Source organism: Pseudomonas sp. FYR_5 (assembly GCF_043106315.1).
GTDB lineage: Bacteria > Pseudomonadota > Gammaproteobacteria > Pseudomonadales > Pseudomonadaceae > Aquipseudomonas > Aquipseudomonas putida_Y.
The window spans coordinates 19,592-32,476 of record NZ_JBICMK010000010.1; the positions used below are offsets into that span (position 1 = coordinate 19,592).

At 61.6% G+C, this 12,885-nt stretch carries 16 protein-coding genes; 1 reads left to right on the forward strand and 15 read right to left on the reverse strand.

Annotated features, from left to right (window positions below; genetic code table 11):
- Positions 1 to 7: 7 nt before the first annotated feature.
- The 15 genes from ispG to trmJ all read right to left on the reverse strand — a co-directional run bounded on the left by ispG (position 8) and on the right by trmJ (position 11,834).
- Entirely contained in the window at positions 8 to 1,117 is a 1,110-nt protein-coding gene (gene ispG / locus ACF8RA_RS00950) for a flavodoxin-dependent (E)-4-hydroxy-3-methylbut-2-enyl-diphosphate synthase (protein WP_021781776.1), read from the reverse strand.
- Between the two features lie 3 nt (positions 1,118 to 1,120).
- Entirely contained in the window at positions 1,121 to 2,125 is a 1,005-nt protein-coding gene (locus tag ACF8RA_RS00955; RefSeq protein WP_176685533.1) for a RodZ domain-containing protein, read from the reverse strand.
- A complete protein-coding gene (pilW, locus tag ACF8RA_RS00960) occupies positions 2,122 to 2,880 on the reverse strand; it encodes a type IV pilus biogenesis/stability protein PilW (protein WP_392518687.1) in 759 nt (252 codons plus the stop codon). The genes ACF8RA_RS00955 and pilW overlap by 4 nt, the downstream gene beginning before the upstream one ends.
- A gap of 14 nt (positions 2,881 to 2,894) precedes the next feature.
- The gene (gene rlmN / locus ACF8RA_RS00965; RefSeq protein WP_021781773.1) at positions 2,895 to 4,040 is read right to left on the reverse strand and encodes a 23S rRNA (adenine(2503)-C(2))-methyltransferase RlmN; all 1,146 of its coding nucleotides are present in this window, start codon (positions 4,038 to 4,040) and stop codon (positions 2,895 to 2,897) included.
- A 28-nt stretch (positions 4,041 to 4,068) separates the two neighbouring features.
- Entirely contained in the window at positions 4,069 to 4,494 is a 426-nt protein-coding gene (ndk, locus tag ACF8RA_RS00970) for a nucleoside-diphosphate kinase (protein WP_003248526.1), read from the reverse strand.
- An 88-nt stretch (positions 4,495 to 4,582) separates the two neighbouring features.
- Positions 4,583 to 4,783, reverse strand: a complete 201-nt coding sequence (gene iscX, locus ACF8RA_RS00975; RefSeq protein WP_003248529.1) for a Fe-S cluster assembly protein IscX — start codon at positions 4,781 to 4,783, stop codon at positions 4,583 to 4,585.
- 10 nt (positions 4,784 to 4,793) lie between these two features.
- The gene (gene fdx, locus ACF8RA_RS00980; protein ID WP_021781772.1) at positions 4,794 to 5,135 is read right to left on the reverse strand and encodes an ISC system 2Fe-2S type ferredoxin; all 342 of its coding nucleotides are present in this window, start codon (positions 5,133 to 5,135) and stop codon (positions 4,794 to 4,796) included.
- A 3-nt stretch (positions 5,136 to 5,138) separates the two neighbouring features.
- A complete protein-coding gene (gene hscA, locus ACF8RA_RS00985) occupies positions 5,139 to 7,001 on the reverse strand; it encodes a Fe-S protein assembly chaperone HscA (protein WP_176685531.1) in 1,863 nt (620 codons plus the stop codon).
- A gap of 43 nt (positions 7,002 to 7,044) precedes the next feature.
- The gene (hscB, locus tag ACF8RA_RS00990) at positions 7,045 to 7,566 is read right to left on the reverse strand and encodes a co-chaperone HscB (RefSeq protein ID WP_010952065.1); all 522 of its coding nucleotides are present in this window, start codon (positions 7,564 to 7,566) and stop codon (positions 7,045 to 7,047) included.
- A gap of 8 nt (positions 7,567 to 7,574) precedes the next feature.
- Positions 7,575 to 7,898, reverse strand: coding sequence for an iron-sulfur cluster assembly protein IscA (gene iscA / locus ACF8RA_RS00995; RefSeq protein WP_003248536.1), 324 nt, complete (start codon positions 7,896 to 7,898; stop codon positions 7,575 to 7,577).
- A 28-nt stretch (positions 7,899 to 7,926) separates the two neighbouring features.
- Positions 7,927 to 8,313: a Fe-S cluster assembly scaffold IscU gene (iscU, locus tag ACF8RA_RS01000; RefSeq protein WP_003248539.1), complete on the reverse strand. Its 387-nt coding sequence runs from the start codon at positions 8,311 to 8,313 to the stop codon at positions 7,927 to 7,929.
- 46 nt (positions 8,314 to 8,359) lie between these two features.
- Entirely contained in the window at positions 8,360 to 9,574 is a 1,215-nt protein-coding gene (locus ACF8RA_RS01005; RefSeq protein ID WP_003248541.1) for an IscS subfamily cysteine desulfurase, read from the reverse strand.
- Between the two features lie 45 nt (positions 9,575 to 9,619).
- Positions 9,620 to 10,111, reverse strand: coding sequence for a Fe-S cluster assembly transcriptional regulator IscR (gene iscR, locus ACF8RA_RS01010; protein WP_003248542.1), 492 nt, complete (start codon positions 10,109 to 10,111; stop codon positions 9,620 to 9,622).
- Between the two features lie 178 nt (positions 10,112 to 10,289).
- Positions 10,290 to 11,075 (reverse strand): serine O-acetyltransferase, encoded by a 786-nt coding sequence (gene cysE, locus ACF8RA_RS01015; protein WP_176685530.1) that lies wholly within the window; start codon positions 11,073 to 11,075, stop codon positions 10,290 to 10,292.
- Between the two features lie 3 nt (positions 11,076 to 11,078).
- On the reverse strand, positions 11,079 to 11,834 hold the full coding sequence (gene trmJ / locus ACF8RA_RS01020; RefSeq protein WP_176685529.1) for a tRNA (cytosine(32)/uridine(32)-2'-O)-methyltransferase TrmJ: 756 nt from the start codon (positions 11,832 to 11,834) through the stop codon (positions 11,079 to 11,081).
- 151 nt (positions 11,835 to 11,985) lie between these two features.
- Between trmJ and suhB the strand changes: the two genes are divergently transcribed.
- Positions 11,986 to 12,804 (forward strand): inositol-phosphate phosphatase, encoded by an 819-nt coding sequence (suhB, locus tag ACF8RA_RS01025; RefSeq protein ID WP_003248548.1) that lies wholly within the window; start codon positions 11,986 to 11,988, stop codon positions 12,802 to 12,804.
- Positions 12,805 to 12,885 lie beyond the last annotated feature (81 nt).

Sequence of the window (12,885 nt, forward strand, 5' to 3'; positions counted from 1 at the left end):
CGGTGTGTCAGCCACGGACGATCAGCGCCGCGTCGGCTTCGGCCTTTTCGGCCGCTTTCTGGCGGATGAGCTTTTCCAGCTCATCGACCAGGTTGTCATTGGTCAGTTTCTGGGCAGGCTTGCCGTCGATGTAGATCAGGTTCGGCGTGCCGCCGGTCAACCCTACATGGGCTTCCTTGGCTTCACCCGGGCCGTTGACCACGCAACCAATCACCGCCACATCCAGCGGCACCAGCAGGTCTTCCAGACGCCCTTCCAGCTCGTTCATGGTCTTGACCACATCGAAGTTCTGCCGCGAGCAGCTCGGGCAGGCGATGAAGTTGATGCCACGCGAACGCAGATGCAGCGACTTGAGGATGTCGTAGCCGACTTTCACTTCTTCGACCGGGTCGGCCGCCAGCGAGATACGGATGGTATCGCCAATACCTTCGGCCAGCAGCATACCGAGGCCGACGGCGGACTTCACCGTCCCCGAGCGCAGGCCGCCGGCTTCAGTGATGCCCAGATGCAGCGGCTGTACGATCTGTTTGGCCAACAGGCGGTAGGCTTCGACAGCCATGAACACGTCCGAGGCCTTGACGCTGACCTTGAAGTCCTGGAAATCCAGGCGGTCGAGATGCTCGACGTGACGCAGGGCCGACTCGACCAGCGCAGCCGGGGTCGGTTCGCCGTACTTCTTCTGCAGGTCTTTTTCCAGCGAACCGGCGTTGACCCCGATACGAATCGGAATGCCGCGGTCGCGGGCGGCATCGACCACGGCGCGCACACGGTCTTCACGGCCGATGTTGCCCGGGTTGATACGCAGGCAATCAACACCCAGCTCGGCAACGCGCAATGCGATCTTGTAGTCGAAATGGATGTCGGCGACCAGCGGCACGCTGACCAGTTGCTTGATCTTGCCAAAAGCTTCGGCCGCGTCCATGTCCGGCACCGAGACCCGCACGATGTCCACGCCGGCATCGACCAGACGCTGGATTTGCGCCACGGTGGCAGCGACATCGTTGGTGTCGGTGTTGGTCATGCTCTGCACCGCGATGGGCGCATCACCGCCCACCGGCACATTGCCAACCCAGATTTTGCGGGATTCGCGACGCTTGATCGGAGATTCGCCGTGCATGACTTACTGTCCCAACTTCAGGCGAGCAGTCTCGCCACTGGTGAACGGAGCAACATCGACGGCCTGGCCGTTGTAGCTGACCTGGGCGCCCCGGGCAAAGCCCAGGCGTACCGAGAAAGGCGGCTTGCCGGTCAGCTCGAGGTTGTCCCCCTTGCGCTTGATGGCGCTGAACAGCACCTTGCCGTTGCCGTCGCTGACCTGGGTCCAGCAATCGGCGGTGAACTGAATGGCGACCTTGGCACTGCCAGTCGGCACCGCGGCAGGCTCAGCGGCGGCCGGTGCAGGTGCAGCAGCGGCCTGTACCGGGGGCGTAACCGGAGCAGGCGAAGCAGCAGGTGCGGGTTGCGCAGGCGCTTGCTGTGCCGGAGCAGGCGCTGCGGCAATGGCTGGCTCCGAGCTTACCGGCGCCTGTTCAGCGGCAGCAGGCTGCTCGGCAGCGCCTTGCTCCAGCGCCAGCGGTGCACTTTCAGCTTGCTGGCCAACGGAAACGGCCTGGTCTTCAGGCTCATCGAGCGGGTGAATCTGTGTCGTGCCGTCGGCGCTTTCGACCTCGACGTGCTCCAGGGCAATCTTGGCCAGCTCCTTGCCCCGCAGGCTGCCCTGGTCCTGCCACCAGAAAAAGCCACCACCGACAACAGCCACCAGCAACAACAGGCTGACGCCGCGCAGGATGTTGTGCGACAGCCGCACAGGCTCTTCGATACGGCCCAGCGAATGCACGTCGCTGCCTTTGGCGTGGGTACCGGTGTAGCGGTCGAAGGCATCTACCAGGGCGGCCTGGTCGAGGTCCATCAACTTGGCGTAGGCACGAATGTAGCCACGAGCGAAAGTATGCCCGGGCAGCTTGTCGAAGGCGCCGGTTTCCACATGGTTCAACGAACTGACAGTGAGGTTGAGCTTGCGGGCCACCTCGGCTTGAGACCAGTCCCGTTTCTCACGGGCCAGGCGCAAAAGCTCACCGGGGTTCTGGCCAGGCGCTACTGCTACTTCGGGATGCGCGGCGTTCATCGTTGCTCCGACAGGTATTGCTGGTATTCCGGCGTACCGGGATAAAGTCGTTGTAATTGCTGGCCCAATTCGGCCAGTGCGCCCTGCTCGTCGAACACCCTGGCAAGGCGGCTGCCCAGCAGCAGGCTACGGGCGTCGTGGTCGCTCAACTGGCTGAAACGATCGTAGTAGTCCCGGGCCGGCACATAATGCCTGTTTTCGTAGGACAACTCAGCCATTTCCAGCAACGCTTTTGGTTGGTGCTGGTTGAGTTGTAACGCTTTCAACAGATACGCGTGCGCCTGATCGCGGCGTTCGAGCTTCAGGGCGGTCAGGCCCAGATTTTCGTACACGCGTGAGCGCTCAGGATACAGGGTATCGGCACTGGCCAGGCGAAACATCTGCTTGGCCTCGGCAAATCGCCCCTGAGCATAAAGGAAACTGCCGTAATTGTTGCGAATTCGCGTGTCACCGCGACTTATCAGCAAGGCCTTGCGAAAGTGTGCTTCGGCCAGCACCGGCTCACCTTCGGCTTGAAACACTACCGCCAGTGCCGCGTGCGCGTCGACATCCTGGTCATCCAGTGCCAGGGCCTTGCCCAGCGGCGCCTTGGCCTGTTCGGTCAAACCTTGTTGCAAATAACCCAAGCCAAGCTGTACATAAGCCCGCCCCGCCTCCACTCTGCCCTGGCGGCTGGCCAAGGGGTCGCTCGCGCCGCCTGACACGCAGCCGGCCAGCAGCGAAAGCGCAAGGATCGACGCGGCGCGCAGGCTCATGGGCAAGGTACCTGTCAGTGGCTGGCGGCGCTGTCTGGCAGTTCGACGTCCGCAGAAAGCTGGCGAACAGCGATATAGCGCTCACTGCGGCGGGTACGGTCATTGACCTGACCGACCAGTTGGCCACAGGCAGCGTCGATGTCGTCGCCGCGCGTGGTACGGGTGGTGACGTTGAAGCCACCGTGGTGCAGCAGATCCTGGAAGCGACGAATGGCGTTGTTGCTTGGTCGCTCGTAGCCCGAATGCGGGAACGGGTTGAACGGGATCAGGTTGATCTTGCAGGGTACATCGCGCAACAGTTCGATCATCTGCGCGGCATGCTCGGGTTGGTCGTTGACGTCCTTGAGCAGGGTGTACTCGATGGTGAGCACGCGCTTGCCGCCCAAGGTGGACATGTAGCCCATGCACGACTCCAGCAGCATCTTCAGCGGGTACTTCTTGTTGATCGGCACCAGCTTGTTGCGCAGTTCGTCGTTCGGCGCGTGCAGCGACAGGGCCAGCGACACGTCGATGTGCTTGGCCAGCTCGTCGATCATCGGCACCACGCCCGAGGTGGACAAGGTGACACGACGCTTGGAAATGCCATAGCCAAGGTCATCCATCATGATTTTCATGGCGGCAATGACGTTGTCAAAGTTCAGCAAGGGCTCGCCCATGCCCATCATGACCACGTTGGTAATCGCGCGGTCGACTTTGGCAGGAACGGTCCCGAAGGATTTGTTGGCAAGCCACACCTGGCCGATCACTTCGGCGGCGGTAAGGTTGCTGTTGAAGCCTTGCTTGCCGGTGGAGCAGAAGCTGCAGTCCAGGGCACAGCCGGCTTGCGACGATACGCAGAGGGTGCCGCGGTCGTCGGTTGGAATATAGACGGTCTCGACGCAGCTGCCGGAGGCAACGCGGATCACCCATTTGCGGGTGCCGTCGGCGGAAATGTCTTCACTGACCACTTCCGGCGGGCGAATCTCGGCAACGGCCTCGAGCTTTTCGCGCAAGACCTTGCCTACGTTGGTCATGGCCGCAAAGTCGGACACGCCAAAATGGTGAATCCATTTCATCACCTGGCCGGCACGGAAGCGCTTCTCCCCGATAGAGTCGAAGAATTGTTCCATTTCCGGCTGGGTCAGACCCAACAGGTTGATTTTGCCAGTAGATGTCGTCATGGATTCACCCTCACCCGTAAGCTTTCGCTTAGCGAGTGGTTACCTCGGTAGCAGCGAAGAAGTAAGCGATTTCGCGAGCAGCAGCAGCTTCGGAGTCCGAACCGTGAACGGCGTTGGCGTCGATCGACTCGGCGAAGTCAGCACGGATGGTGCCGGCAGCAGCTTCTTTAGGGTTGGTAGCGCCCATCAGCTCACGGTTCTTGGCGATGGCGTTCTCGCCTTCCAGAACCTGGACAACGACCGGACCGGAAGTCATGAAGGCAACCAGGTCACCGAAGAAGCCGCGCTCGCTGTGCTCAGCGTAGAAGCCTTCGGCTTCGGCTTTGGACAGTTGCTTCATTTTCGAGGCAACGATTTTCAGGCCGGCTTCTTCGAAGCGAGTGGTGATCTTGCCGATGACGTTTTTGGCAACAGCGTCAGGCTTGATGATGGAGAAAGTACGTTGAACAGCCATGGAAAACTCCAGAATATGAGTGTTACGAAAAATTAAACCCGCGAATTATACGCGGGTTCCGGGGGATTGCCTAACCTGCAAGTGACGCTTAGTCGGCTTCGTCGATCCAGGCGGCCTGGATTGCCTCGAGCACTTTCTCACCGCCGCGTGACGGATCGTCGCTGAACTCTGGCAATGCCAGCACCCAGCGGTGCAGGTCCACGAAATTCACATAACGAGGATCGACCTCAGGCTTGCTTTCTGCAAGCTGGATTGCGATCTCAAGTACATCAACCCATTTCAGACTCATGTACAGGCCCTCAGTGCGGTGCTTCGGCAGCGTGGTTGAGCGAATACTTGGGGATCTCGATGGTCAGGTCTTCGTCAGCGACGACCACCTGACAGCCAAGGCGCGATTGCGCTTCCAGGCCCCAGGCCTTGTCCAGCATGTCCTCTTCCAGTTCGTCAGCCTCTTCGAGCGAATCGAAGCCCTTGCGCACGATGCAGTGGCAAGTGGTGCAGGCCTTGACGCCGCCGCAGGCACTTTCCATCTCGATGTGATGGTCGTGGGCCAGCTCCAGGATGTTGGTCCCGGGCTCGACCTCCACGGTCAGCCCCTCGGGGCAGAACTTCTCATGCGGCAGGAATGTCACCAGCGGCATCGATTACTCCTCGATCTCATTCAGGTTGCGCCCGGCCAGTGCGGCTTTGACCGTCGAATCAAGGCGACGGGCGGCAAATGCATCGGTCACCTGCGACAAACGCTTGGTCTGTTGCTCGATGGCTGCGCCATCGGTGCCGGCCAGCAAATCACGTAGTTCTTGCATCTGGAATTCGATGGCGTCGCGCTCGTCACTGCTGAGCAGGCGATCGCCGTCGGCGTCCAGGGCGCCCTGCACCGCTTCGAGCAGCCGCTCGCCATCCACCTGATGCTCACGCAACTGACGGGCGTGCTTGTCGGAACCGGCGTGTTCGAAGGAGTCCTTGAGCATGCGGGCGATTTCGCCGTCGGTCAGGCCGTAGGACGGCTTGACCTGAATGCTGGCTTCCACGCCCGAACCCAGCTCGCGGGCAGCGACGCTGAGCAGGCCATCGGCATCCACCTGGAAGGTGACGCGGATTTTTGCAGCACCGGCAACCATGGCCGGGATGCCGCGCAGTTCGAAGCGGGCCAGCGAACGGCAGTCACTGATCAGCTCGCGCTCGCCCTGCAGCACGTGAATCATCATGGCCGACTGGCCATCTTTGTACGTGGTGAACTCCTGAGCGCGGGCCACCGGAATGGTGGTGTTGCGCGGAATCACCTTCTCCATCAGCCCACCCATGGTTTCAAGACCAAGCGACAGCGGGATGACATCGAGCAGCAGCAGCTCGCCACCTTCGCGGCGGTTGCCGGCCAGGGTGTCGGCCTGGATGGCGGCACCAATGGCCACCACCTGGTCCGGGTCGATCGAGGTCAGCGGGGTGCGCCCGAACAGCGCGCCCACGGCCTCACGCACACGTGGCACGCGGGTCGAACCACCGACCATGACCACGGCGCTGACTTCTTCCAGTTCAACGCCACTGTCGCGCACGGCACGACGGCAGGCCTTCAGGCTGCGGGCAACCAGTGGCTCGATCATGGCTTCGAAGGCGCTACGGGTCAGCTCTCCGTGCCAGGCACCATGGCTGACGCTGACCACGTCAGCGTCGGTCAGGGCTTCCTTGGCGGCGCAGGCGGTTTGCAGCAGCGCGCGCTGGGTAGCCGGGTCCAGATCGGTCGACAGGCCAGCCTGCTCGATGATCCAGCCGGCAATCGCATGGTCGAAGTCGTCACCACCCAGGGCGGTATCACCGCCGGTGGCCAGCACTTCGAATACGCCAGCGGTCAGGCGCAGGATGGAAATATCGAAAGTACCGCCGCCCAGATCATAGATGGCCACCACGCCTTCGGCGTTCTGGTCCAGGCCATAGGCTACGGCGGCCGCAGTCGGCTCGTTGAGCAGGCGCAGCACGTTCAGGCCGGCCAGACGCGCTGCGTCTTTGGTAGCCTGACGCTGGGCATCATCGAAATAGGCCGGCACGGTGATCACCGCGCCTACCAGCTCGCCACCCAGGGTGGCCTCGGCACGTTCGCGCAACACCTTCAGGATGTCGGCAGACACTTCCACAGGGCTTTTCGGCCCCTGCACGGTGTCGATGAACGGCATGTGCGATTCACCACCCACAAAGCGGTATGGCAGTTGCTCACCCAGCTGCTTGACGTCGGCCAGGCCGCGCCCCATCAGGCGCTTGACCGACAGCACGGTGTTCAACGGGTCGCTGGAGGCGGCATCACGCGCGGCCTGCCCCACTTCGTTGCGCCCTTCGAGGTAGCGCACCGCGGACGGCAGAATGACGTTACCCTGCGCATCGGGCAGGGGCTCGCTACGGCCGCTGCGCAGCGCAGCGACCATTGAGTTGGTGGTGCCCAGGTCGATCCCAACCGCCAGACGGCGCTGGTGCGGCTGAGGGCTTTGACCGGGTTCGGCAATCTGCAGTAGGGCCATGCTTATCTGAATACCTTAGGTGCCATCACGGGCAGCACCGGGGTTAATCGTCGAGGCGCTCTTCCAGTTGGCGCACTTCTTGGGCGAGCTTGTCGAGGAACTGCATGCGGCGCATCAGGCGTTCAGCCTTGTCGCGCTCGCCCGGGGCATCCCAGCAGCCGGCAAAGTCCTCATTCAGCGTGTCCTGGGCGGCCTTCAGGCGCTTCTTGAACACGCCGACACCGTCAAGGTCGGCTTCATCCTGCAGTTCTTCGAGCTCTTCACGCCACTGCATCTGCTGCAGCAGGAAGTCAGGGTCGTGGACCGTGACTTCCTGGGGCACTTCGTGGCCGCTGATGGCCAGCAGATAGCGCGCGCGACGCGGCGCACTGCGCAGCGTCTGGTAAGCGTCGTTGAGGGCCGCGGATTTTTCCAGCGCTATACGCTGCTCACGCTCGGAGGCGTCGGCAAAGCGGTCAGGATGGACTTCGCGGGCCAGCTCGCGATAGCGAGTGGCCAGCTTGTCGAGATCCAGACGGAAGCTTGGCTGGAGGTCAAACAATGCGTAATGACAAGGAGTACCCACAGCCAGCCTCAAACGTTGAAGCTTTCGCCGCAGCCACACTCACCGCGCACGTTGGGGTTGTTGAACTTGAAGCCTTCGTTCAACCCTTCCTTGACGAAATCCAGCTCGGTGCCATCGAGGTAGACCAGGCTCTTGGGATCGATGATCACCTTGACGCCATGGTTCTCGAACACCTGGTCTTCGTCCGCCAGTTCGTCGACGAATTCCAGCACGTAGGCCAGACCCGAGCAACCGGTGGTGCGCACGCCCAGGCGAATGCCCTCACCTTTGCCGCGCCCGTCGAGGGAGCGGCGAATGTGGTTGGCGGCGGCTTCTGTCATGCTGATAGCCATCAGAACTCCTTACCTTGCAACAGGCGACTTAGATCAAGCCTTTCTTCTGCTTGTAGTCGCGTACGGCTGCCTTGATGGCATCCTCGGCGAGTACCGAGCAGTGGATCTTGACCGGCGGCAACGCCAGTTCTTCGGCCAGTTGGGTGTTCTTGATGGTTTCGGCCTCGTCCAGGGTCTTGCCCTTCATCCACTCGGTGGCGAGGGAGCTGGAGGCGATGGCCGAACCGCAGCCGTAGGTCTTGAACTTGGCGTCTTCGATAACGCCCTGCTCGTTGACCTTGATCTGCAGGCGCATCACGTCACCGCAGGCCGGGGCGCCGACCATGCCGGTGCCGACATCCGGGTCTTCGGCATTCATCTTGCCGACGTTGCGCGGGTTTTCGTAGTGGTCGATGACCTTTTCACTGTATGCCATGGTGCAATTCCTTCCTCATCAGGGAGCCGCTCTTGCCGGCGACTGCTTAGTGGGCGGCCCACTCGATCTTGGAGATGTCAACGCCGTCTTTGTACATATCCCACAGCGGCGACAGTTCACGCAATTTGTTGACAGCCTCGCAGACTTTCTGCGCGGCGTAGTCGACTTCTTCTTCGGTGGTGAAACGGCCGAAGGAGAAGCGGATCGAGCTGTGCGCCAGCTCGTCGTTGCGGCCCAGAGCACGCAGTACGTAGGACGGCTCGAGCGACGCGGAGGTACAGGCCGAACCGGACGATACAGCGATGTCTTTCAGCGACATCAGCAGCGATTCGCCTTCGACGTAGTTGAAGCTTAGGTTCAGGTTGTGCGGTACACGTGCAGTCTGGCTGCCATTGACGTACAGCTCTTCAAGGTTCGAGACCTGCTTGAAGAAGCGGTCGCTAAGGGCCTTGATGCGTGCGTTTTCTGCAACCATTTCCTGCTTGGCAATGGCGAAGGCTTCGCCCATGCCGACGATCTGGTGGGTCGGCAAGGTGCCCGAACGCATGCCGCGCTCATGACCGCCGCCGTGAATGATGGCTTCCAGGCGTACACGCGGCTTGCGGCTGACGTACAGTGCGCCGATGCCTTTCGGGCCATAGACCTTGTGCGCCGAGAACGACATCAGGTCGACCTTCAGCTTTTGCAGGTCGATTTCGACCTTGCCGGCCGACTGGGCGGCGTCGACATGGAACAGCACGCCGCGCGAACGGGTCAGTTCACCGATGGCGGCAATGTCGTTGATCGAGCCGACTTCGTTGTTCACATGCATCAGCGAGACCAGGATGGTGTCGTCGCGCAGCACCGCCTCTACCATGGCCGGGGTGACGATACCGTCTTCGCCCGGTTCCAGGTAGGTGACCTCAAAACCTTCACGCTCCAGCTGGCGAGCGGTATCCAGGACCGCCTTGTGCTCGATCTTGGAGGTAATGATGTGCTTGCCCTTGGTCTGATAGAAGTGCGCGACACCTTTGAGTGCGAGGTTGTCGGACTCGGTGGCACCGCTGGTCCAGACGATTTCACGCGGATCGGCGTTGATCAGCTCGGCAACCTGGCGGCGACCGTTTTCCACCGCTTCCTCGGCTTTCCAGCCAAAGACGTGGGAGCGCGAGGCCGGGTTACCGAAGTTTCCGTCGACCAGCAAGCAATCGGCCATCTTCTGGGCCACGCGTGGGTCGACCGGAGTGGTCGCAGAGTAATCGAGGTAGATCGGCAACTTCATTTGTCTCTCCTATCAGGCGGTGGCGTCGCTCGTCGTCCCAGGGGGTCAATCGACGGCAGACGTCTCAATCTTGTCCAGCTGGGCGGTTCGTCCTGCGACACGCCGCAGGTCCTGGCGCTGAGCGACTTCCTGCACATCACGGCGCTTGACGAGGTCGGCCAGGCTTATACCGCTGAGGAATTCATGGATCTGCTGGCTGAGGTCGCACCACAGGTGGTGGGTCAGGCAGGTATCACCGGCATGGCAGTCCCCGAGGCCCTGGCAACGGGTGGCATCGACCGATTCGTTGACCGCATCGATGACCTGGGCCACCTGGATGGTTTCCATGCCCCGCGACAGCTGGTAGCCACCGCCCGGACCGCGCACGCTGGAAACCAGGCTGCTGCGGCGCAGCTTGGCGAACAGCTGCTCCAGATAAGAGAGGGAAATGCCCTGGCGCTCGGAAATATCGGCCAAAGACACCGGCCCATGCTTCGCGTGCAACGCCAGATCGAGCATGGCGGTCACAGCGTATCGGCCTTTGGTAGTCAGTCGCATGGCTATTGGGTACCACGGGAGTTTCGGGATGTGTGCGAGTATGCGATTCCCGAGCATTTAAGTCAACTATTAGACCTACTGCTTTAGTCGGGTTTGCATCAGGGAGGCGGGCGCGATTGTAGCAGACGAGGGGCGTGAGCACACGCCCGCATGTCAACATGATTTCAGCACGGCGCGATCAATGCGACTGAGTGTCGCGCTGGGCCACCTGAGCAACCTCGGTGAAGTCGTCCTCCGGCAAGGCCGGCAGTTCTTTGGCACAATAGTCACTGCCCATCTTGGTCAGCGCGCCACACATACCCTCCAACCGTTCGTCGACGGCCTGCAGATGATCGAGCATCTGGCCGATGGCCCGCGCCACCGGGTCGGGCATGTCGCCGCTGACACCGTAGGCGTCAAAGCCGATCTTCTCGGCCATTGCCTTACGCTTGGCTTCGACTTCAGTGTCCTCGCTCTTGACGATGATCCGCCCTGGAATGCCTACCGCCGTAGCCCCAGCCGGCACTGCCTTTGTGACCACCGCATTGGAACCGATCTTGGCCCCGGCGCCGACGGTGAAAGGCCCCAGGACCTTGGCACCCGCCCCTACCACCACGCCGTTCTCCAAGGTGGGGTGGCGTTTGCCTTTGTTCCAGCTGGTGCCACCGAGCGTCACGCCCTGGTACAGGGTGACGTCATCGCCGATCTCGGCGGTTTCGCCAATGACGATGCCCATACCGTGGTCGATGAAAAAGCGCCGGCCAATGGTGGCGCCCGGGTGGATTTCGATACCGGTCAGCCAGCGGCCGAAATTCGACACCAGCCGGGCCAGCCATTTGAAATCACGCCTCCACAGGGCATTGCCCAGGCGGTGCAGCCAGATGGCATGCATGCCGGGGTAGCAGGTGAGCACCTCGAAGGCATTGCGCGCAGCCGGGTCACGGTGGAATACGCTTTGAATATCTTCACGCAGGCGTTCGAACATCTGTCAGTCCTTCCGTTTATGCGGCTCGCCCCGGACCACTTTCTGGGTCTCGGTGAGGATGCCGCGCAAAATGCTCATTTCCGAACGCTCGACCGCCACCCGCCCATACAGCCGGCGCAGGCGCGGCATCAGGTGCTTGGGCTTTTCGGGGTCGAGGAAGCCAATGCCCACCAGGGTTTTCTCCAGGTGGTCGTAGAACAGCTCCATTTCATCCATGGTCGCCAGCTCAGTGGCATCAATCTTCTCGACTTTGCCCGGCACCTCGCCGGCAGCCAGCCAGGCCATGCGCACCTCGTAGGAAAGCACCTGCACGGCAGCAGCCAGGTTCAGCGAGCTGAAGTCGGGATTGGAGGGAATGTGCACATGGAAGTGACATCGCTGCAGTTCTTCGTTGGTCAGGCCGGCGTGTTCGCGCCCGAACACCAGGGCGATTTCCTCGCCGCCATTGGCATGTTCCACCGCCTTGGCACCGCACTCACGCGGGCCGATCAACGGCCAGGGAATGCTGCGCTCGCGGGCGCTGGTGCCCATCACCAGGTTGCAGCCGACCAGCGCCTGTTCGAGGCTGTCGACCACCTGGGCGTTATCCAGCAAGTCGTCGGCGCCCGAGGCACGGGCACTGGCATCCAAGGCGGGGAATTCTTTCGGCTGCACCAGCACCAGACGCGACAAGCCCATGTTTTTCATGGCACGCGCAGCGCCGCCGATGTTGCCGGGGTGGCTGGTATTGACCAGAACAACACGAATATTTTGCAGCAAGGTGTTGTGCTCACAGATGCAGGAATCAGGGCCTTCGATCTTACAGAACCGACAGACGTAACGCCATGAAAGCAAATGTGACACTTCTGCCGCCAAAGTTTTCTGCTAGAATGATCGGCTTTCTTCTTTAACATCTCCAGGTGACCCGCCCATGCAGCCTATGCTGAATATCGCCCTGCGCGCCGCTCGCAGCGCCAGTGAACTGATTTTCCGCTCCATCGAACGCCTGGATAGCATCAAGGTCGATGAGAAAGAGGCCAAGGACTACGTTTCCGAAGTCGATCGCGCCGCCGAGCAAAGCATCGTCAACGCCCTGCGCAAGGCCTACCCGAACCACTCCATCCAGGGCGAGGAAACCGGTCTGCACGCGGGTAGCGGCGAAGAAGGCAAGGATTACCTGTGGATCATCGATCCGCTGGACGGCACCACCAACTTCCTGCGCGGCATCCCGCACTTCGCCGTCAGCATCGCCTGCAAGTACCGCGGTCGCCTTGAGCACGCCGTGATCGTCGACCCGGTTCGCCAGGAAGAATTCACCGCCAGCCGGGGCCGTGGCGCCCAACTCAACGGCCGCCGCCTGCGCGTCAGCTCGCGTACAAGCCTGGAAGGCGCCCTGCTGGGCACCGGCTTCCCATTCCGTGATGGCCAGATGGCGGACATGGACAACTACCTGGGCATGTTCCGCGCCTTGACCGGCCAGACCGCCGGCATCCGCCGCGCCGGCTCCGCCAGCCTGGACCTGGCCTACGTGGCCGCTGGCCGCTTCGACGCCTTCTGGGAGTCGGGCCTGTCCGAATGGGACATGGCAGCTGGCGTGCTGCTGATCCAGGAAGCCGGTGGCCTGGTGAGCGACTTCAACGGCGGCCACGACTTCCTCGACAAAGGCCACATCGTTGCAGGCAACATCAAGTGCTTCAAGGCGGTACTGACTGCCATCCAGCCACACCTGCCAGAAAGCATGAAGCGCTAAGCGCAGATTGCCGGCAAACAAAAAGCACCTCTCGAGGTGCTTTTTTTGTGCTTGGTGGTTTTGCGTGGCCTGTGCCGGCCT